We start from the raw sequence: 19,061 nt of genomic DNA, 5'->3' as shown, positions 1-19,061 counted from the left end.
CGTCACGCCCTATGGCGAAACGCCGCGGGCGTTCGAACCAACGGAGCTAGAAGGTGCATCGGTTACGACGTCTGCTCATCCCCCTCGATAGTGCACGTCGAGAACGACGCTGGGGACGGAATAATCAACCGAAAAGCGTTCTATACCAACACGATTGCCAACAGATTGCCTGTGCCTCGCGACGGTGCCGTTAACAGTACGTCGTCTGTCGAAAGTTTGCGAAGAAGGGCCGTTTGCGAGCGCACGAACGGGATGGGATCAGGGTCAGCTCGCCAAAATGCCCCGGTCTCGCATGCTGGGCGACGGTGCCACGGTGGCCGCGACGACATGGTCGTCACCTGATGGCAGTCGGTCGGGGATCTGGGTCGCGAAGCCCGATCCTCGGACCTGTAACGTCGTGAACCACTGAGGTCTCACGGATCACCGCGAGTCGCGCACCAACCAATCCCTGCCGGTACCGCTGCCGACGAAGCCAGTGTTGTCGAGGCCTTCGACGTCGTCATTGCCGGCGCCGCTCAGGACAAGCTCACCCCGACGATGCTGGGGCAGATGCTGGTCACCGAAGGTCCAGCATCGCCGACGAGAACGATCTGCTCACCCTGCTGCATCGCGTCGCTGAGATCGCCTACTAGGTCATCGACGGCGCTGACAGCACCGGAGTGACCTCGACATCGGCGGACGTACCTACACCGCAGTGCACACCTACCAACGGACCCTGCGGGTCGACAACGAACAGTACGATGCCGGGGACGGTCCCTGCCTGCATGCCGCCAGCACGGGCACCGTCGTTGTGGTGGACGCCGTCGACCGCTGGCCGCGGTTTGCCGCGGCCGCGGTTTGCCGAAGGAATCCACAGCTTCTTGGCCGCACCCCGGCATGCTGCAGCGCAAAGCCGGGATCGTTTAACCTTTATGGGCGCACCCACTCGGCGTTCGACACCCTCGATGCCGAGATCCCCGACCTGGTGACCGCGACGGTGTCACGCACCATCGGGGACTCAGCTCGGTCTCAATCCGCCCGCGACGTCGCTGAGAGCATTCAGCGCGCCCTAGCTTTTGCGCTGGCAGTCAAGGTTGACGTGGGGCGTGGTTGGACAGCCGGGCTGATGCTCGGCATCTGACGCGATGAACGGTCTGGCGTCGTTGGTCGGTGGGCCGTCGTGTTCCGGCAGGCTGATTAGTCGCCGTTCGCGGCAGGTTTTCGCGTGCGCCGTGATGGCGGCCCAGGGCGAGCGGGCGGCAAGCTAGGTTTCGCCGTCGTGCGGCATGGACATCCCCCAAAACCGTGAAGGCATGCACTATGAGGAGTAGTTATGCCGGATTCGCGAAGGAAGTTCGATCCGGGGTTCCGGGAGGGTGCGGTACGCATCGTCCGTGAGACCGGTAAGCCGATCGCCCGGATAGCCCGCGACCTGGGTGTGCACCCGGGCACCCTGGGAAACTGGGTTGTCAAGGACCGTGCTGAACATGGAGGGGCGCGGGGGCTTTTTGACCGGTGATGTCGCCGAGCTGAAGCGGCTACGCGCCGAGAATGCCCAGCTGCGGATGGAGCGCGATGTTTTAAAACGATCGGTGGTTCTCTGGGTCAACGAGGCGACGAAGTGAGCGTGGCCCGCTTCGTCGCCGACCAGAGGACCATGCACCGGGTGCCGCACACCCTGACCTGCGCAATCCTGGGGATCAGCATCCTGGTTCCATAAGTGGATCGGTCGCGGGCCTACCGGGCGGGCCCGCCGCCGCGCCGAATTGGACGCCAGGGTGCGCGACCTGTTCGAGGCGTCGGGGCGCACCTCGAGGATTGACCCGCCAAGACTCGACCGCGCCGAAGTTCCCCGACCTGCTGCACCGGGACTTCACCGCCCCGGCGCCGAACGTGGAAGTGGTGCGGGGACATCACCGAGATCCCCACCGACGAAGGCAAGCTCTATTTCGCTTCGGTGCTGGATCTACATTCGCGTCGGCTGCTGGCTAGCGCGACCTCGGATCACCCGGATGCCGATCTGGCTTGCGACGCGATCAAGATGGCTGCGGCGGTGCGCGGTGGACGCGCCGCCATCGACGGGGTGATCTTCCATACTGATCGCGGATCTACCTTTACTGCTACGACTTTCACGACGCTGAGCCGAACACTCGGAGTGTCGCAGTCGATGGGCAGGGTCGGTTCATGTTTCGATAACGCCGCTGCGGAGGCGTTCTTCTCGACCCTCGAGCACGAAGTCCTGTCTCGGCACCACTTCAGCACCAAAGCCCAGGCACGCCAGGTCGTGGTGGCGTGGTGCCAGGACTTCTACAACACCCAGCGCCGGCACAGCGCGGCGGCATTGATGTCGCCGATCCAATACGAGAGACTCGCTGCAGACCAACCGGCTGCAGCTTAAGAGAAGCCTTCACGATTCCGGGGGGAAGCCCAGTCGGACGCCACATCGGCTGGGATCTGCAGTTCGTCGTCGCGGGCAATCCCGAGTTCGTCGGCCTGGTGGCTGGCGGCGGCGCTGATCAGTCTGATCAGATCGTCGTCCTGGGCCCCAGCCGCACAGCCGATCTCGCCGTCCACGAAATTGATCTTGCGCTCGACGCGCTCCAGCGCGGCGATCGGCATATCGTGCTCGACGAAGACGGCGACCCCCGCCTGCTCTAACCCTCGTCGGAGGCGCGTCCCTCCCACGTGGCCAGCTTCGTCTCGGGGAGTGGGTCGTCAAAGTCACCTGGGACCGCAAGGTCGGGCAGTTGACCAAAAGGGCGCGGGGAGTCGGGGACGGAGGCAGCGTCGACCCGGTGTCACCGCACTCGCTCGTCACGCCTCCAAGGATAGGGAAGTCGGGACATCCGGCTGCCGGAACTGAGGCCCCGCTCTCTCGGCAGGGAGACACGCCCAGGTGCTTGCTTTCATTCTGGCGCATTTATCTGCGAGTACAGTTAATGAAGTGCCGTTAGCTAGTGCGCCCAAAATCCGGTAGCGCGAGCACATTCCCCAGACTTTCATTCACCTCACCTGGCCTCGATACAGGTAAGATTGCCGCTCAGATGCAGTAGCACGACTGTGCCCAACATCCGGTCGCTACCGCGAAATCTTTCTTCCCGCCCCTGGTAACGGGCAGCAACTGCGCACAAAGCCAGTTCCGTAAGTTATCCAGCCATCCGAATGTATTGCTGGACTGATCTTTTCATGGGTTAGCCCATGAAAGGACGCGCGCTCGTCTTGCGCGTCGAAGCCGGGTCTCCCGGCTTTTTTGTGCCCGGCCACCGGTCGGGCACTTTCTGTTGGTACACCTCGCAAGGAGGTCACTGTGGTCATCTCGGACGTGTGGAATCTGGTCTGGATTCTGCCTGTACTGGCGATGGTCAACCGGGCGGTGTTCTGCCCGCGTGATGAGCCGTCGGAACGCATCGTCGCCATCCTGGACGGGCTGGCCCGGATCGCGGCCGCGCTTCGCGAGTGGCGGCGTTAGCCCTCGAATGAGCGCCCCTTCCGTAGGGAGAAACCTGCCGATGCCGCCGTAACCGCCTGCGCGCCGGACGGTCCCGTCAGCGGCTTCCACGCGCACACCACGCTGGCTTTCGCCTCGCAGTCGGCGAATCTCGATTTCGACGCGCGAGGCTTTTTCACGCCCAAACACGGCCAGGTTAAACCTCATTGTGAGTCTTGAACCCGAACTCGTAATGAGTTCCGGCGCCGCCAGTGGAAGGGTCGGTGTCGGTGACCGCGACTGACCCCAAAGACTCATTGGCCTCACCCGGCACGGGTGGTGCCCTTGCGTTGGATTTGTCGTCGATGGTGACCGGCACCGGCCTGGCCCACCACGACTGGCCTGATCAGAAGCCTGGCCGACCGTTACGGTCGTGCCTCATCACAGTCTTGCCGAACGGTGATCCCATCCAGGCCGGTGCCAACCTGATGAACCCCAACAAGATGTGGAGAACACCATGGCACCCATGCTTGCAGACAAAGTCGAGTTCGTCATCGGCGTCGACACCCACCGGGACTCTCACACCGCCGCAGTCGTCACTGCCACTGGTGGCGTCATCGAACGGCTCACAGTCGCCACGGACGCGTTCGGATTTCGTAAGCTCGATGCCTTCGCCGCCACCCATGCGACCGGTCGGCGGGTCTGGGCTATTGAGGGAACCGGCAGCTTCGGCGCCGGGTTGACCACCCATCTCCTCGAGCGTGGAGAGTGGGTCGTCGAGATCGACCGCCCGGCACGTCCGGCGCGCCGCGACGGAGCTAAGTCCGACGACCTCGACGCCGTTCGAGCCGCCCGCGAAGCCTTAGCCCGCGAACACTTGGCCGCGCCCCGAGCTCGCGGAGATAGGGAGGCGATGCGGGTACTACTCACTGCCCGAGAAGGAGCAATCTCAGCCCGCACCAAAGCAATTGGACAGCTAAAGGCCATGATCGTCAATGCGCCTCAATCCCTGCGCGATCAATTACGCCGCGGCACCACCGACGAACAACTCAACCGCTGTGCACGTCTGCGCACCCTGCCGGCGCACTCGGTTGAACACCGCGCCACCGTTCGCGCTATCCGCGCCACCGCCCGCCGGGCGCTCATGCTCGAAGCCGAAGCCGCAGAACACGAAACCGAACTCGAGCTTCTCGTCACCGCCGCGTGCCCGCAACTGCTCGACCGACTAGGCATCGGTGTCATCACCGCCGCCCAGTTCCTCATCTCCTGGTCACACCGCGACCGCATCCGCAGCGAAGCAGCCTTCGCGTCCCTGGCGGGAGCGGCTCCCATCCCGGCCAGTAGCGGCGCCACCGTACGTCATCGGCTCAACCGCGCCGGAGACCGTCAACTCAACCGCGCCCTACACACAGTCGCACTGACCCGGCTGCGATTTGAGCCCACCACCAAGGCTTATGCCGCGCGACGCACCGCCGAGGGCAAGACGCCCCGCGAGATCAAACGCTGCCTCAAACGGGCCATCGCCCGAGAGGTCTACCGAATCATGCAGACCCACGCGGCCTCGATCACCACCACGAAATTGGTGGCTTGACAGACATAGCAGCATCCTGGTCCCGCTGAGGTCGACCAACGCTTCGCGGGAAGGCCGTCGAGGAAGCGGTAGACGCTAGATGTACCGGGACAGGACGTTGGTGGCGGGCGTGTTGGCTTGAGGTGAGGAGAACCTCCGGGTGGGGTGTGGCTTGTCTAGGTCCATATCCCGCCGGAGGTTCTCACTCATGTCCCACCGTAATGCTCGTACGACTTTTCACGGCCGTCTGCTGATGGTGCGCCGCTATCAGGCCGGTTGGGCCAAAGCCCATATCGCCAGCGCAATGGGGGTCTCGCGCAAGTGCGTGCATACCTGGATCAGTCGTTTCGAAGCCCACGGCGAGGCCGGCCTAATCGATCGCTCATCGCGTCCACACACCATGCCCACTCGCGTTCCGCGCAGTGTGGAAAATCAGATCGTGGCTTGGCGGCGACGTCATCGTTGCGGCCCCGACGAAATCGGCGCCAAGCTCGGTGTATGCCCGCGCACGGTCTCGCGGGTGCTCAACCGTCGCCAGGTGCCCTACCTGCGCGACTGTGACCCGATGACCGGTCATATCATTCGCGCCTCGAAGGCCACCGCCGTGCGCTATGAGCGCAGCCGGCCCGGAGAGCTGGTGCACATGGACGTCAAGAAGCTGGGACGCATCCCTGACGGAGGTGGGTGGCGGGCTCATGGGAAAGGTTGTGCTCCGAGTCGAGACCGCAGGCATGGCAGGGGTTTTGACTTCATTCACTCATTAGTCGACGATCATTCGCGGCTGGCCTACTCCGAGATCTTGCCCGACGAGAAAGGCCCCACCTGCGCGGCTTTCCTCCGTCTGGCAGCAGCGAACTTCCGCGCCCAGGGCATTCCGACCATCGGATGCGTGATGACCGACAACGCTTGGGCCTATCGCTACTCGATCGGTGCAGTCTGCGCCGAACTGAACGCCCGACAGGTCTTCATCAAACCGCATTGCCCATGGCAAAACGGCAAGGTAGAACGCCTCAATCGCACCCTGCAAACCGAATGGGCCTACAAACGGGTCTTCACGTCCAACACCGGCCGGGCAGCAGCGCTTGCGCCCTGGCTCAAGTACTACAACACTCACAGCGCACTCGGCGGCCACCCACCGATCAGCCGACTGACACCAACGTCATGACTGGGTACAGCTAGATCGGGATATGCCGAGTGTGCGGGCGATCTGGGCTCGGGGGGTGCCGGCCTGGCGGCGCGGGCTGCTGCGATTCCGGCCGCGGTGCGTTCGTCGGCGATGGCTCGCTCAACTTCGGCGACGGCGCCGAAGACGTGGAAGATCAGCCGGCCGCCAGGTGTGGTGGTGTCGATGACTTCGGTGAGCGAACGGAGTTCTACGCCGCGGACCTGGAGATCACTGGCGATGGTGAGCAGGTGCGGCAGCGAGCGGCCCGAGTGGCCGTGACAGCCCGAGGCGGTCCAACCGCCACACCATGAGCACGTCGCCGCGGCGGGCGTAGTCGAGCAGCGCGGCCAACTCGGGGCGATCGTCGCGAACACCGGACATGCGCTCAGTCCAGATCCGTTCGGCTCCGGCCTCCGTGAGCGCCTATGTCTGCATGTCGGGTGACTGGTGCAGCGTCGAGACCCTGGCATATCCCAGCAACGTACCCCCAGGTCCTCCCTCGTCACTGGGGCACCCGGTTTCAGACCCAAACGGGCTGCTTGCGAGCCGGGCGGGAGTCACCTGGTCTTTGGGTGTCCTCGTTGCTCGCGGTCTGGGACACGACTCTGGGGCTTCCGACTGACGCTTCTGCCCCAGGTAGCAGACCCTCGGTGTTCGCCCCGTCGCTCAATAGGTGGTTCAGATCACTTCGACCAGGTTCGGCGGTTCGACGGATCGGCGATGGGCGGCGAGGAAGTCGTCGACGATGCTGGCGCAGTCATCGGAGGTGATGGTGCGAATTCCGGTCATGCGGGCGAAGGCGAGTGGGCCGACGAGTTGACACAGTGCCAGTTCGAGGTCGAAGTCGTTGAGTTCGGCTCGGGCTTCATCGCTGTGCAGTAGCGCGTCGAAGGGCTGTCGGTATTGGTCGACGACACGGGCCCGCAGTGCTCCGGCGGCGTGGCGGTCGTCGGTGTCGTCTTTGGCGCCGGTAGGTCCGAGTGAGAGCCAAGCCAGGGTGGTGACGTGCAGCGGTGCGTCGTTGAAGAGGGTGGCTTGGCGGCTGAGCAATTCGATGAGTTGATCGCGCAGGGAGCCGCTGGTCGGCGCCGGTGTGGTGACCTGCGGAAGGAGTCGCTCGAACGTGGCGGCAAGCAGGTGCGATGAACTCTGGAAATGCCGATACAGCGTGGTGCGGGCCACCTTGGATGCCTTGGTGACCGCATCGATGGTGACGGCTTCGACCCCGCCTGTGCTCAGAAGTGCTGCCGCAGCATCCAGTAGCCGATTGCGTGACCGAATTCTTCGTGGGTCGATGGCGTCATCGGGGGGTGGCGCTGGTTGGCCTCTGTCGCTCACGGGTTCACCTCGGCGATTGAATGTCGGGCGATGTTCGTGCATGACACTCTAACAGTTGTGGTACTAAGAGTATTGCAGCGAGACCGATAGTACTGGGAGTGGTTAGTGGCAGAACACGCGGCGCCGTCACAACGGCTGCCTTCTCACACCCCGACGTGCATGGGGTGCGGCCCGAACAATCCGCACGGGCTGGGTTTGGAGGTCTATCGCAGCGCCGACGTGGTGTATGCCGATGTGACGTTCGATGAGCGCCACATCGGGGCGCCGGGTTTGGCTCACGGCGGGGCGGTGGCGGCGGCATGCGATGACGTGCTGGGCTTCACCCTGTGGATCGCCGGCACACCGGCGGTCACGCGTGCTCTGACGGTGGAGTATTTGCAGCCGGTGCCGCTGCACCAGCCTCACCGCATCACCGCGCATATCACCGCCCGGGAGGGACGAGCGCTGCATGTCGCGGCGACGGGGATTCAGAAAGGCGTTACTCGGTTCACCGCGAATGCGGTGTTCGTCGTGGTCGACACCGCGCATTTCGTCGCTCACGGCGATATCAGCGGATTCGGTAAGCTTCTTGAGCAGTTTTCGCGCCACAGCGACGACAACGACCAGCCATCATGACTGTCGTCAGTGCGCGGGTGGGCGGCACAACCGGACAGACTCAGGGGGATTCGCTTGCCGGCCAGGCCAATACAGCTGGGGGGCTGCGGTCACGTGCCTCAGCACGTCGCCGGGAAGCGATTATGGATGCCGCGCTCGCTGTTGCTGCCACCGGCGGCTACGACGCGGTCCACATGCGGACAGTTGCCGAGCGGGTCGGTATCGCCGTGGGCACCCTCTACCGCTATTTTCCCGCGAAAACCCACCTGCTGGTGGCGGCGCTGATCCGAGAGTTTCAGCGCCTTGACGCCTCCGGTGACTGGGCCACCGGTGCCTCCACCCCGCAGCAGCGACTGGACCGGCTCACCGAGCACCTGCACGACCGCTGGCAGCGTGACCCGCTGTTGACCGACGCGATGACACGGGCCTTCGTGATGGCCGATACCCGCGCCGCCGCTGAACTCGACCGCGCCGCTGCGGCGATCGAAACGCTGCTGGCCCGCACCCTCGCCGGCGGTGAGCCCAGCCCGGCTGATCTGCAGGTCGCCGGAATCGTCGCCGACATCTGGCTGGCCAACCTGGTTGCCTTCATCAGCGACCGCGTGTCCGCGGCCGAAACCCGCGACCGCATCGATCGGGCCACCCGACGAGTCGTCTACCGGGCGAATGCGGGCAGCATTACACCCTAACGATACTGTTAGTATCGCAGCGATACCATCGGTAGTAATATTGGGGAAGTGGCTCACCGATGTGTCGAAGGAGACGGCTAAGTACACCCAATGGATCGAAGACTGCGTCGTACAACGCGTCTCTGTGCGTGACGGCTTGGTTCTGGACCTCGATGACTACAACGAAATCGTCATCTCGCGCCCCCTGACGCTGACCCTGCCCGCTGTCGACCGATTTCCCGTCGAGGCCGTCCTCATCGACCCTTTGCGAATCTCGGTGTACGAGCGGCCCTTGCTCAATTTGGCTGGCGCGGTCTGCACCCGGGCCTGGTCCGACGACGAGGGGGACTGCACCTGAGCTTTTCACGTGGACACCGCATCGACGTTGATCCCGACGCTGAGCAGACCGCGTGGGAGCTGTACGGCAAACGTCACGGCTACATGGCGTGCCTACCCCACGGCCGGGTCCGCGTGGTGCGCCACGACGTGCCTGAGGACGACAACGCCAACATCGTCAACCCGCGGTAGGCCGCCTTTTCGGGCGAGTTGGTGTCCGACGCACCAGGTCCGCCTTTGTGCTACATGATGTAGCGTAGCGATACTAACAGTATCGTTGACTCATGGAGGTTCGGTGACCGACGGCATGACTGATTCCCCCGGCCCCGCCTCGCAAACTCAGCGCCGCGGTAACGACTCTGGTGACCCGGCGGACAACCGCGAGTACAGCGCCCGGTTGGCTGCGCTGGCTCGATTCACCCTGCGGCGCAAAGCGCTGGTTATCGGGGCCTGGCTGGGCGCGGCCGTGGTGTTAGCGTTGCTGTTTCCGCAATTGGAAACCGTGGTGCGACAGCAGTCAGTGGACCTCATTCCCCGCGATGCGCCCTCCCTGCAGACGGTGGAACGCATGAGCACCGCCTTCAGCGAAGAAGGGTCGAAGACCCTGCTCTTTGTGGCTATGGAAGACCCCAACGGTCTGACGCCGGCAGCACGGCAGCGCTACGACGAACTCGTCGCCCGGCTGCAGGCCGAACACGACCACGTCCTGCTGGTTCAAGACCTGCTGGCCGATCCGGTCACCGAAGCACAAGCCCTCAGCCCCGACCGCAGCGCCTGGTACTTGCCGGTAGGGGTGACTGGCACATTGGGAGACCCCACCGCCGCCGCGTCGGTGAAGGCGGTGCGCAGCATCGCCGCAGAAGTATTTGCCGGATCAACGGTCACCGCGCAGGTCACCGGTCCGCCAGCGACGTTCAGCGACATGATCGCCTCCGCCGAGCATGATCTGCTGCTGATCTCGATCGCTACCGTCGGCATTATCGCGCTGATCCTGCTGATCGTCTACCGATCGGTGTTCACCGCGTTGCTGCCCCTGCTGGTGATCGGGTTGAGCCTGGCCGTCGGACGCGGTGTGCTCTCCGCGCTGGGCCAGATGGGCATGCCCGTCTCCCAGTTCACGGTTGCGTTCATGACCGCGATCCTGCTCGGCGCGGGCACCGACTACACTGTGTTCCTGATCAGCCGCTACCACGAACAGCGCCGCGCGCAGGTGCCCCCCGACCAGGCCATCATCCACGCCACCGCCAGCATCGGACGCGTCATCCTCGCCTCCGCCGCGACCGTGGCCTTCGCCTTCCTCGCCATGGTCTTTGCCCGACTCAGCGTCTTCGCCGCCCTCGGCCCGGCGTGCGCCATCGCCGTCCTGTTCGGCTTCCTGGCCACCGTCACCCTGCTCCCGCCAGTACTGGCGATCGCCGCCAAACGCGGCATCGGGGAACCTAAATCCGATCGCACCCGCCGCTACTGGAACAGCGTCGCCGTGGCCGTGGTCCGTCGCCCCGTGCCGCTACTGATCGTCAGCCTGGTCATCTTGCTCGCACTGTCCGCGGTCGCGGCAACCATCAAAATCAGCTACGACGACCGCAAAGGTCAACCAGCCAGCACCGCGAGCAACCAGGGCTACCAGCTGCTGGACCGCCACTTCCGCAAAGACATCGTCATCACCCAATTCCTGGTCGTCGAAAACCCTACCGACATGCGCACCGGCAAAGGACTCGCCGACCTCGACGAAATGGCCTCCCGCGTCTCCCAAGTCAGCGGCGTCACCAAGGTTTCCGGAGTCACCCGCCCTACCGGGGAACGCCTCGACCAAGCGGAACTGGCCTGGCAGAACGGTCAGATCGGAGACAAAATGGCCGGCGCCGTCGCCGAGGGCAACGCCCGCAAAGGCGATCTCGCCAAACTCACCGACGGCGCCGATCAACTCGCCGGCGGGCTGGCCCAACTCGACACCACGGTGCGCACCGCCCTGACCCCTCTCGCCGGAATTCTCGACCAAGCACAATCAGCAGGCACCCAAATCAACCAGTTCCGTCCACTACTGCAACAGCTTTCGGCCACCGCCCCGGCCGCCGATCAAGCCATCCAATCCGGCCCCGGCCTGCGACCGCTGGCCGAGCAAGCAGCGAACGCGATCACCATGCTCGACCCGCTCGTCGGCGCCCTCAACACCTCGCCATGGTGTGCGACCACACCGCAATGCGCCCAAATCCGCGACCAAGTACGAATCCTGACCACCCTGCGTGACGGCGGATTCTTCGACCAGATCGCCGCCCTCGGCGACCGCTACAACCCCGCCACCAACGCCACCGTCACCGGCACCCTCACCAACGTCGAAAACGCGGTCGCCGCGCTGGACAAGGCGTTCGGCGCCCTCGGCAACCCCGACGACCTCGCCGCCAACCTCGACCGCCTCCAAGACGGAATCGGCCAACTCGCCTCCGGCGCCCAAGCGCTCGCGACCGGTGTGCGCACCCTCGCCGACAGCAACATCGAAATGCTCTCCGGCATGAGCCAAATCGCCACCCAATTGCAAAACTCCGCACGCGCGGCCACCGACTCCGACTCAGCAAGCGGGTTCTACCTACCCGCCAACGCCTTCGAGAACAGACAGTTCACCGACGTCGCCAAACAATTCCTCGCACCCGACGGCAAGACCGCGCGCTTCATGATCGAAACCAGCTACGACCCCTACAGCGTCGAAGCCATGGACCTCGCCAACCAAATCACCCATACCGCCAACACCGCACGACCCAACACCTCACTGGCAGAAGCCACTGTCTCCGTCGCCGGGTTCCCCGCCGTGAACTCCGACATCCAACGACTCCTCTGGGCTGACTTCGCGCAACTGGCCATCGCCACCACCCTCATCGTCGGCCTCATCCTGGTCCTGCTCCTGCGCGCGCTGCTGGCGCCGCTCTACCTGCTCGGCACCGTCCTACTCAACTACCTGGCCTCCCTCGGCATCGGCGTCCTGGTCTTCCAATGGGGATTCGGCCAAGAAATCGCCTGGCCCGTACCACTATTGGCATTCATCATCCTCGTCGCCGTCGGCGCCGACTACAACATGCTGCTCGTCTCACGACTGCGCGAAGAATCCGGCGGTAACATCCGTGTCGGCGTCCTGCGCACCGTCGCCAACACCGGCGCCGTCATCACCTCCGCGGGCCTGATCTTCGCCGCCAGCATGTTCGGCCTCATGGTCGGCTCCGTCGCCATCATGATTCAAGCCGGCCTCATCATCGGCGCCGGGCTGCTACTCGACACCTTCGTCGTACGTACCCTCACCGTGCCCGCGATCGCCACACTCCTACGCGAAGCCAGCTGGTGGCCCCAGCGACCCACACGACAACAACCACTCCTCCCTTCGAACCCGGCGGAAGCACACCCATGACAAGGATCTTGGCCACCCTCGCTCTAATGATCGGCGCCGCGATTACCACCGCGCCGGCAGCCGGGGCCAGGACTCCGTGCTCCTAGGTGGTGGTGGTCATTTGGGATTCCTTCCTCGGGTTTGACCTGTTGCCTATAGTTTACGGCCGGTAAACTATAGGCAACACTTCGGAACCAGCGAAACGAGCGAATCCCAATGAATGCGGGCAACGACCAGCTCCCCGGCATAGCCGAAACAGACTGTAGGTCAACAGTTGTGATGAGTTACGGGATGGGCGTCGACTCCACGGCCATATTGCTCCGGTGGCTCACCGACCCGTCGAGCCGCGACTTCGACCTACGAGACCTCATCGTCATCTCGGCCGACACCGGGGGAGAGTTCGAGCAAACGATCCGCGACGTGGAGGAGATCGTCCTTCCCGCGTTGCGCCGCTACCACATTCGCTTCATCCAGGTGGGCCGCTCACAGCGCAAGACCACCGCCAGCGGCGAAGGCGTCGAGGTCCCTCCAGGACTCAACTGAGCCCCAACGTCTACACACTGCCGCCTACTCGTTGGCCGACGAAATGCTCTCGGCGGGAACGCTTCCTCAGATCGGCGGCACGCGGATGTGCTCCATCCATGCCAGAGGCAACTGTCTGGATCCCGTCATTGCCGCTGTGACCGCCGGTCGCCGCTATCGTCACGTCGTCGGCTTCGAAAATGGCGAATCGTCACGGGCGATCAAGGACGCGTTGTTCAACAACGATCGCCGCACCGGCTGGTATCCGCTTATGTAAGTTGCCCTGGGTTCGTCGGGCTCTTCGCTGGACGCTGAGTCGTCACTATCTGCCCTGATCAGCCGCAAGCTGGTCCTCTTGCCAGAACTANGCCGCTACCCCCTTATGTAAGTTGCCCTGGGTTCGTCGGGCTCTTCGCTGGACGCTGAGTCGTCACTATCTGCCCTGATCAGCCGCAAGCTGGTCCTCTTGCCAGAACTACTTCATTCTGATGAAGTTTCATGATTACTGAAGCTATATCGTATAGGATGACGTTCCGCGAGATTGGCTGAAGTGAGGGGGACGTGCATGGCGCGCGCGATGGCCCCGGTGCATGACCTTCGTGGCGCTCGGCCGCCGACCACGCCTGAGGAGCTTGCCGAGTTCGAGACCGACGTCATGGCCGGGTTCGTGCTGGCGCGCGCGGCTGCGGGGATGGCCGATGCGACTATTAGCCAAGACCTCATCGACCTGGAACAGATCCGGGAGTGGCTCAGTACACCGTTGTGGGAGATGGAACCACGACACGCCGACGAGTACTTCGGCAAAGTGTTACGCAGTGCAGCGCCGGCAACCCGCCACGGCAAGGCCGGCACGCTGTCGATCTTCTTTGAATATCTGGAGTTGCGCCACAAGGTCGAGATCTACAACATCACCGGGCGGGCCATTGAGTGCCCGATCGACGAGGTCAACAAGCCGCGTGGGACTCCGACGATCGCGATCCGGGTGCCGCCGACCGAGGCTGAGGTCGATGCCCTGTTTGCCGCTTGGCGTGATGATCTGCGCACGTGCCGCAAGTTCGCGCCGATGGCCAGAAGCTTCGCTGCAGCGCAACTGATGGCCCGAATTGGGGTGCGGATCAACGAGTGTCGCTGTCTGGATCTCGATGACATCAAATGGCATCTGGGCCGGTTCGGCAAGCTGCACGTTCGTTACGGCAAAGGCTCGCGAGGGCGAGGCCCCAAGCAGCGTCTGGTTCCGTTGATCAACGGTGCCGATCGAACCCTGCGGTGGTTCGTCGAGGACGTCTGGGCCCATTTCGGTGACGGGTGGGATCAGCCCGGAGCACCGCTGTTCCCGTCCGAACGCCGCAACGCCGACGGCATCAACGGGCGCATCTCGCGCGAGCCGCTGCGCGCGGCGCTCGGAGAAGCGGTGCAGCGGCACCTTCCTCAGTGGCAGGGACGCCTCACGCCGCACGTGCTGCGGCACTACTGCGCCTCGCAGCTATATCGGTCCGGAATGGATCTTCTGGCCATCCAGGAGGTGCTTGGGCACGAGTGGGTCGCAACCACTATGCGGTACGTGCACGTGCACCGCGAGCACATCGAAGACGCATGGATTCAAGGCCAACACAGGGCAGCCCGTCGTCTGGAAGGACTCCTCCCATGAGGTGGAACCTCCGTTTGGCCGCGGCCAACCGCGGAATATGGAAAGCAAGCGAATTTCAACGCCTGCTCGGTGAACGGGGACTGGTGATCAGTGCAGGCAAGATGTCTGGGCTGTGGTCGGGTCAGCCGCACAGCATCAAACTCGACGAACTCGAGGTGATCTGCTCCGTCCTTGACTGTGGGCCCGAAGAGTTGCTCCTTCGTGAACACGACACCGTTGCCCCGGCCGCCCCGGCGACGTCTGTCGATGCGTCCGCCGTCGGCGATGAAGCGAAACAACCGCCGGCCGTCCGGCCGCGCGCACCCCGCGGCCGCAGCCTTCCTCCCGCATGACTCGAGCCCCGCAGCGAATGCGCATCGGCAGCTGCATCGACTGCCTCGCGTGGGGACCATTGCGGTGGAACCCACGCTGTGCAGCCTGCTGGGGGTTCAATCGAAACCACGCCGACACGCGCCAACAATGCGGGGCATGCAGGCGAATCCTTCACTGCAGCAAGGGATTCTGCCGTCTGTGTTGGACCGAGGCCAGCCGTCGCGCCCGCCCTGGCCATGGCGACTCCCTCATACCGATTCTCGGCACGCTCGACGGTCACCAGCTGTTCTTCGCCGACATGCTCCGAGCCCTACGCTACCGCCTGCCAGCGGAGCATCGACCACAGAAGCGCCTACGACGTACCTTAACTCCGCCGAAGGCGTTCGAACCAGCAGAAGGCCTCGGTCAGTATCGGCTTTTCGAAACCCGCCGGGATCTAGCCAAATTCGAGCGCCCACCGTTCAGCGAGTGGTTTGAGGAGGCACTGCGGCAACCGCACATCGCGCGGGCGATGCGCACCGCCGATCGGGTTGCGGGAGCCTATGGATGGTCGTCACGCCTGCGGTATGACGTCGGGCGCGGGCTGATCGTCGCCCTGGCGTGCCGACCGCCAGACGAACTCGTGCCGCACTCCGAATTGGGGGCCCTGACGACCCACCTTCGTATCAGCGTGACCCGCCTTGCCGCCGTGCTGGATGAAGCCGGGCTACTCCTTGACGATCGAGTCGACACCATCGAGATCAACTGGCAGCGTCGCCTCGCCGACGTTGATCCCGCGATTCGTCGCGATGCCCTGGACTGGCTTGCCCGGCTGCGCAACGGATCACCACGATCGAAACCCCGGAAAGCCGGAACCGCCAGTGAATACTGCCGCGTCGTCGCGCCGATATTGCGGCAGTGGTCGGCTGACCATGACCATCTACGTGAGATCACATCACACGACGTACTCTCGGCAGTCGAGTCGCTCCCCGCGAGTGCGCGCAGTCAGGCCCTGGTTGTCTTACGATCGCTGTTCAAGTTCCTCAAACGGGAAAAGCGGATCTTTGTCAATCCCACCGCCCAACTGCGACCTGGACGCGTAGAGCTATCGGTCCTGCTTCCCATCGACGAAGACGCCTACCGCGGGGCGGTCGCCGCGGCCACCACGCCACAACACCGAATCGCGTTGGTGCTTGCCGCGGTCCATGCGGCGCGCCCGGCAGACATTCGAGTGATCCGTCTCGACGACATCGATATTGGTGCGCGGCGCATCACCATCGGCGGGCACACCCGACGCGTTGAGGAGCTGACCCACCGAACCCTGCTCACCTACTTAGACTTTCGCCGCCAAACATGGCCCAACACGGCCAACCCGCACCTTTTGGTGACCGGTCAGACAGCCAACGACACCCGCCCGGTCAGCGACTACACCATCATCCAGCTCTTCGCCGGTCTCAGCGCAACGCTCGATCGACTCCGCGTCGACCGACAACTCGAGGAAGCCCTCAACCGCGGCCCGGACCCCCTCCACTTGGCCGCGGTATTCGGAATCTCCCACCACACAGCCATCCGCTACTCCGAGGCAGCGCGCCAGATCCTTTATGCCGATCACGCACCCGCATCTACTTAGTCGAGCGTTTTCCAGAAGTCAGTAAGGGCCGCCGCGCCGCGAGCCGGGTCCTGCACCATCCACCAGTGCCCCAGCCCACTGAGCACCTCCGTGTGGGCACCGGCTCGTTCAGCCGCGCGACGCCGGATGTCGTCGGAGCCGATGTATGGATCCTCGGTGGCTAGCAGTGAAAGTCCCGGTCGAGCCGCGGCAGACTCCAGCGCGCGGCCAGCTTCGGCCATCGCGGGTTGCCGCGCCGAGCGGTACAAGGACAGGATCGCCCGACCCATCTCCGGACCCTGCGCTGCGGCGATCGACGTCGCGATGTCCGCAGGTATGCCTAACGCGGTCATCTGGGCGGCGCGGTCCTCGACGGTGCCGCCAAGCATGGTGTCGACGTGCTGCTCGCCGTCGCCGGGCGTCTGCCATACCTGAGCGAGGTCGTGCCAGACGTAGTCGGGGTCGAACAATCCGACGCAGTCGCTGGCCCAGCTGCGCACGAGGCCGGGTCGATGCATGACCACGTTAATCACATGGCCGCCGCCCCAGTCGTGCCCGACGAGGTCGACCGGTTCGTCGATGCGCTCAAGCTCATCTTCGAGCCAGTCACGGTAGGCAAGGTACGTCGCGGAGAAGTCGTCGGGCAGCGGGGCACCGAATCCCGGCGGCGACAAGCGCATCACATCGTCGCGTCCGAGAGCGTCGACCAGAGGGCCCCAGATTGCGTCAGTCTCCGGATTGCCGTGCACCAGAACCACCGTCATGGTCGACAGTGTGGCACGGCGCAACGGCGAGAGAGGCCGTTCGGCCGCCTGTGGGTGATCGCTACGGCGCGAATGATGAACGCCGCAGGTTCGGTTTCTTGGTGATTACTCCGACAAGGTCTCGGGTAAAGGCGTATGGCCGTCCGCTATGCGCGCCACGCCAGCTGGCTGAGGCTGCGAACCACGTTGCCGGCGACGCCGATTGACGGTCGCAACCCGGTAAATGAACGACGGATCGAATAAGTGCGAAGGCGGCTCGACCAGGCCAGTGACCCTAGTGAACTGGGCATGCACCACGGGGTCCGTCTCGCAGGCGGTCAGCACCCAGTCCGCAAACCGGTTGGTAAGCCGCATCGCAGGCGTTCGTCGTCCTTCGACCTCTGGGAATGCCAGGTCAGGACCAGCCGCGAGTCCCCAGGCCACCCCGATCGACTTCGCCGCAGCCCGAAAGTAGCGTCGCGACAGGCCGGTGACGCCGCGGCGCAATGACTCCTGCAGTGCCAGAGCGTCCATCGCCGCTACCGACATACCTTGGCCGTAGACCGGATTGAAGCTACACATCGCATCACCCGTGACGAGCAGACCTTCGGGAAATCGCCGCATCTTGTCGTAGCGTCGCCACTGGCTGGAAGGCAGCCGGTGTTGCACCACAGGTGCCACTGGCTCACCCGCCTGCACTGCCGCCAAAACGTGTGCCGGGGCGAAGTCCTGGGCGAAGGACAGCATGCCGGCCAAATCGCGGGGCGGTTGGTGTCCGACCATCCCGAATACCGTGAACATCCAGGTGTCGTTCTCATAGCCGAACAGAAACATCCCCGTTGGCCGACCAGGAGCGGCGCCAACGAGGGTCAGCATCTCCTTGAGGGTGCCCGGCGGGATCCGCAGCAGTTGGCTGACGTAAGTGGTGTGCACGACGACGTGGTCCTCAGCCGGTCGCCCATACCCGAGGCCTTCCAGAAAGGCCGGTGTATGGGCAGCGCGGCCCATCGCGTCGACCACAAGATCCGCGGTCAGCTCCTGTTCGGACCCGCCGCCGCGATCGACCACCCGAACACCGGTGACGCGCTTGCGATCTGCCGTCGATGTCAGGCCAGCCACGTCCTGGCCGTCGACGATCGTGACGTTTTCAATGGCCTGCAGCCGCCGCCGGACATGGCACTCCAGAAGCGGCCTGCTCGGCTGATAAAGCGCGTTTGCTTTGGGATCATCGACGGCTGCCTTGCCGGATCGCGGCATTAAGTGCCCACCGAAGGAGAGGTACAGCCGGCAATATTCGGCGTCATCCCAAACGGGAGCGCCGTCGGCGACCAGCTCATCAAGAATCCCTGGGAACAGCTCACCCACAGTCTGCGCACCGCGCGCGAGCAACACATGGCCATGGCGTCCCTGCGGCACACCCCGCCGGCTCTCCGGTTCGTCGGACAACACATCACGCTCGACGACCGTAACCGTCCGGTAGAAGTCAGAGAGCACTCTGGCCGCGAGCAGTCCGCTCATGCTCGCGCCCAGAACGACCGCGCGTTCACCCAATACAGACATGGCGAACCCCCAATTCTCGCCGTCGCAGGTTCGTCAGCAGAACCAGCAATTCAGGAAAAGGTAGCAGGCGATCCACTGCAATTTCGGAGAATAAGCTCAGCTGACCGGGTTCTTTACGTGGCGCTGATGTGCTGAGCGTGTGCAATAACTCGGCGCACGGCCCGCGTATGCTCCGAAGCGAAGTTCTGCCCTGAGTTCGTCGATCTGACCCTTCAGAAATCCTGAACCCACAGCGGTC

The 19,061-nt window shown here is 64.1% G+C and carries 20 protein-coding genes and 2 pseudogenes; 16 read left to right on the top strand and 6 right to left on the bottom strand.

Features of this window, described 5'->3' with window-relative positions:
- Positions 1-694: 694 nt before the first annotated feature.
- The 4 genes and pseudogenes from MCHLDSM_RS19570 to MCHLDSM_RS39575 form a co-directional block, all read left to right on the top strand.
- The gene (locus tag MCHLDSM_RS19570; RefSeq protein ID WP_053083033.1) at positions 695-1,120 is read left to right on the top strand and encodes a hypothetical protein; all 426 of its coding nucleotides are present in this window, start codon (positions 695-697) and stop codon (positions 1,118-1,120) included.
- Between the two features lie 192 nt (positions 1,121-1,312).
- Entirely contained in the window at positions 1,313-1,498 is a 186-nt protein-coding gene (locus MCHLDSM_RS40490) for a transposase (RefSeq protein WP_081495188.1), read from the top strand.
- Positions 1,458-1,604: a hypothetical protein gene (locus MCHLDSM_RS38550; protein ID WP_162131313.1), complete on the top strand. Its 147-nt coding sequence runs from the start codon at positions 1,458-1,460 to the stop codon at positions 1,602-1,604. The genes MCHLDSM_RS40490 and MCHLDSM_RS38550 overlap by 41 nt, the downstream gene beginning before the upstream one ends.
- 272 nt (positions 1,605-1,876) lie before the next feature.
- Positions 1,877-2,377: pseudogene (locus MCHLDSM_RS39575) on the top strand (IS3 family transposase); the annotation flags it as partial.
- On the opposite strand, the gene MCHLDSM_RS38180 reads toward MCHLDSM_RS39575, so the two are convergent.
- Complete coding sequence (locus MCHLDSM_RS38180; RefSeq protein ID WP_014805553.1) at positions 2,374-2,598, bottom strand: hypothetical protein; 225 nt, start codon at positions 2,596-2,598, stop codon at positions 2,374-2,376. The pseudogene MCHLDSM_RS39575 and the gene MCHLDSM_RS38180 sit on opposite strands and share 4 nt — an antisense overlap.
- A gap of 688 nt (positions 2,599-3,286) precedes the next feature.
- Here MCHLDSM_RS38180 and MCHLDSM_RS38545 point away from each other — a divergent pair.
- From MCHLDSM_RS38545 to MCHLDSM_RS19545, 3 genes are all read left to right on the top strand, one after another.
- The gene (locus MCHLDSM_RS38545) at positions 3,287-3,448 is read left to right on the top strand and encodes a hypothetical protein (RefSeq protein WP_014805554.1); all 162 of its coding nucleotides are present in this window, start codon (positions 3,287-3,289) and stop codon (positions 3,446-3,448) included.
- 484 nt (positions 3,449-3,932) lie between these two features.
- Entirely contained in the window at positions 3,933-4,997 is a 1,065-nt protein-coding gene (locus tag MCHLDSM_RS19550) for an IS110 family RNA-guided transposase (protein WP_048471618.1), read from the top strand.
- A gap of 187 nt (positions 4,998-5,184) precedes the next feature.
- Positions 5,185-6,141, top strand: coding sequence for an IS481 family transposase (locus MCHLDSM_RS19545; protein ID WP_048471612.1), 957 nt, complete (start codon positions 5,185-5,187; stop codon positions 6,139-6,141).
- Here the strand turns inward: MCHLDSM_RS19545 and MCHLDSM_RS40225 are convergent.
- The 3 genes from MCHLDSM_RS40225 to MCHLDSM_RS19535 all read right to left on the bottom strand — a co-directional run bounded on the left by MCHLDSM_RS40225 (position 6,087) and on the right by MCHLDSM_RS19535 (position 7,521).
- A complete protein-coding gene (locus MCHLDSM_RS40225; RefSeq protein ID WP_327083158.1) occupies positions 6,087-6,380 on the bottom strand; it encodes a recombinase family protein in 294 nt (97 codons plus the stop codon). The genes MCHLDSM_RS19545 and MCHLDSM_RS40225 overlap by 55 nt on opposite strands.
- Positions 6,370-6,522 carry a recombinase family protein gene (locus MCHLDSM_RS40695; RefSeq protein WP_327083157.1) on the bottom strand — a complete coding sequence of 51 codons (153 nt, stop codon included), beginning with the start codon at positions 6,520-6,522 and terminating at the stop codon, positions 6,370-6,372. Before MCHLDSM_RS40695 ends, MCHLDSM_RS40225 begins: the two co-directional genes overlap by 11 nt.
- 297 nt (positions 6,523-6,819) lie before the next feature.
- Complete coding sequence (locus tag MCHLDSM_RS19535) at positions 6,820-7,521, bottom strand: TetR/AcrR family transcriptional regulator (RefSeq protein WP_014805556.1); 702 nt, start codon at positions 7,519-7,521, stop codon at positions 6,820-6,822.
- Positions 7,522-7,638: 117 nt separating this feature from the next.
- Here MCHLDSM_RS19535 and MCHLDSM_RS19530 point away from each other — a divergent pair, with 117 nt between their 5' ends.
- The 9 genes and pseudogenes from MCHLDSM_RS19530 to MCHLDSM_RS35390 all read left to right on the top strand — a co-directional run bounded on the left by MCHLDSM_RS19530 (position 7,639) and on the right by MCHLDSM_RS35390 (position 16,541).
- The gene (locus MCHLDSM_RS19530) at positions 7,639-8,094 is read left to right on the top strand and encodes a PaaI family thioesterase (protein ID WP_048471611.1); all 456 of its coding nucleotides are present in this window, start codon (positions 7,639-7,641) and stop codon (positions 8,092-8,094) included.
- On the top strand, positions 8,091-8,762 hold the full coding sequence (locus MCHLDSM_RS19525; protein ID WP_014805558.1) for a TetR/AcrR family transcriptional regulator: 672 nt from the start codon (positions 8,091-8,093) through the stop codon (positions 8,760-8,762). Before MCHLDSM_RS19530 ends, MCHLDSM_RS19525 begins: the two co-directional genes overlap by 4 nt.
- A gap of 61 nt (positions 8,763-8,823) precedes the next feature.
- Positions 8,824-9,269, top strand: a pseudogene (locus MCHLDSM_RS19520) (DUF6188 family protein).
- Positions 9,270-9,384: 115 nt separating this feature from the next.
- Complete coding sequence (locus tag MCHLDSM_RS19515; RefSeq protein WP_174546021.1) at positions 9,385-12,471, top strand: MMPL/RND family transporter; 3,087 nt, start codon at positions 9,385-9,387, stop codon at positions 12,469-12,471.
- 258 nt (positions 12,472-12,729) lie between these two features.
- Entirely contained in the window at positions 12,730-12,993 is a 264-nt protein-coding gene (locus MCHLDSM_RS35075) for a hypothetical protein (protein ID WP_060937718.1), read from the top strand.
- A gap of 31 nt (positions 12,994-13,024) precedes the next feature.
- A complete protein-coding gene (locus MCHLDSM_RS35070) occupies positions 13,025-13,249 on the top strand; it encodes a hypothetical protein (protein WP_131722660.1) in 225 nt (74 codons plus the stop codon).
- Positions 13,250-13,537: 288 nt separating this feature from the next.
- Entirely contained in the window at positions 13,538-14,620 is a 1,083-nt protein-coding gene (locus tag MCHLDSM_RS19505) for a tyrosine-type recombinase/integrase (RefSeq protein WP_048471610.1), read from the top strand.
- Positions 14,617-14,952, top strand: coding sequence for a helix-turn-helix domain-containing protein (locus MCHLDSM_RS36385; RefSeq protein ID WP_006244713.1), 336 nt, complete (start codon positions 14,617-14,619; stop codon positions 14,950-14,952). Before MCHLDSM_RS19505 ends, MCHLDSM_RS36385 begins: the two co-directional genes overlap by 4 nt.
- A 491-nt stretch (positions 14,953-15,443) precedes the next feature.
- Positions 15,444-16,541: a site-specific integrase gene (locus MCHLDSM_RS35390; RefSeq protein WP_234714119.1), complete on the top strand. Its 1,098-nt coding sequence runs from the start codon at positions 15,444-15,446 to the stop codon at positions 16,539-16,541.
- Here MCHLDSM_RS35390 and MCHLDSM_RS19495 read toward each other — a convergent pair.
- Both MCHLDSM_RS19495 and MCHLDSM_RS19490 read right to left on the bottom strand, forming a co-directional pair.
- A complete protein-coding gene (locus tag MCHLDSM_RS19495; RefSeq protein WP_048471609.1) occupies positions 16,538-17,284 on the bottom strand; it encodes an alpha/beta fold hydrolase in 747 nt (248 codons plus the stop codon). The genes MCHLDSM_RS35390 and MCHLDSM_RS19495 overlap by 4 nt on opposite strands.
- A 105-nt stretch (positions 17,285-17,389) precedes the next feature.
- Entirely contained in the window at positions 17,390-18,823 is a 1,434-nt protein-coding gene (locus MCHLDSM_RS19490) for an FAD-dependent oxidoreductase (RefSeq protein ID WP_048471608.1), read from the bottom strand.
- Positions 18,824-19,061: the final 238 nt, after the last annotated feature.

The organism is Mycolicibacterium chlorophenolicum, from assembly GCF_001044235.1.
In the GTDB taxonomy this organism is placed as follows: domain Bacteria; phylum Actinomycetota; class Actinomycetes; order Mycobacteriales; family Mycobacteriaceae; genus Mycobacterium; species Mycobacterium chlorophenolicum.
This window is presented reverse-complemented; position numbering and strand designations above follow the sequence as displayed.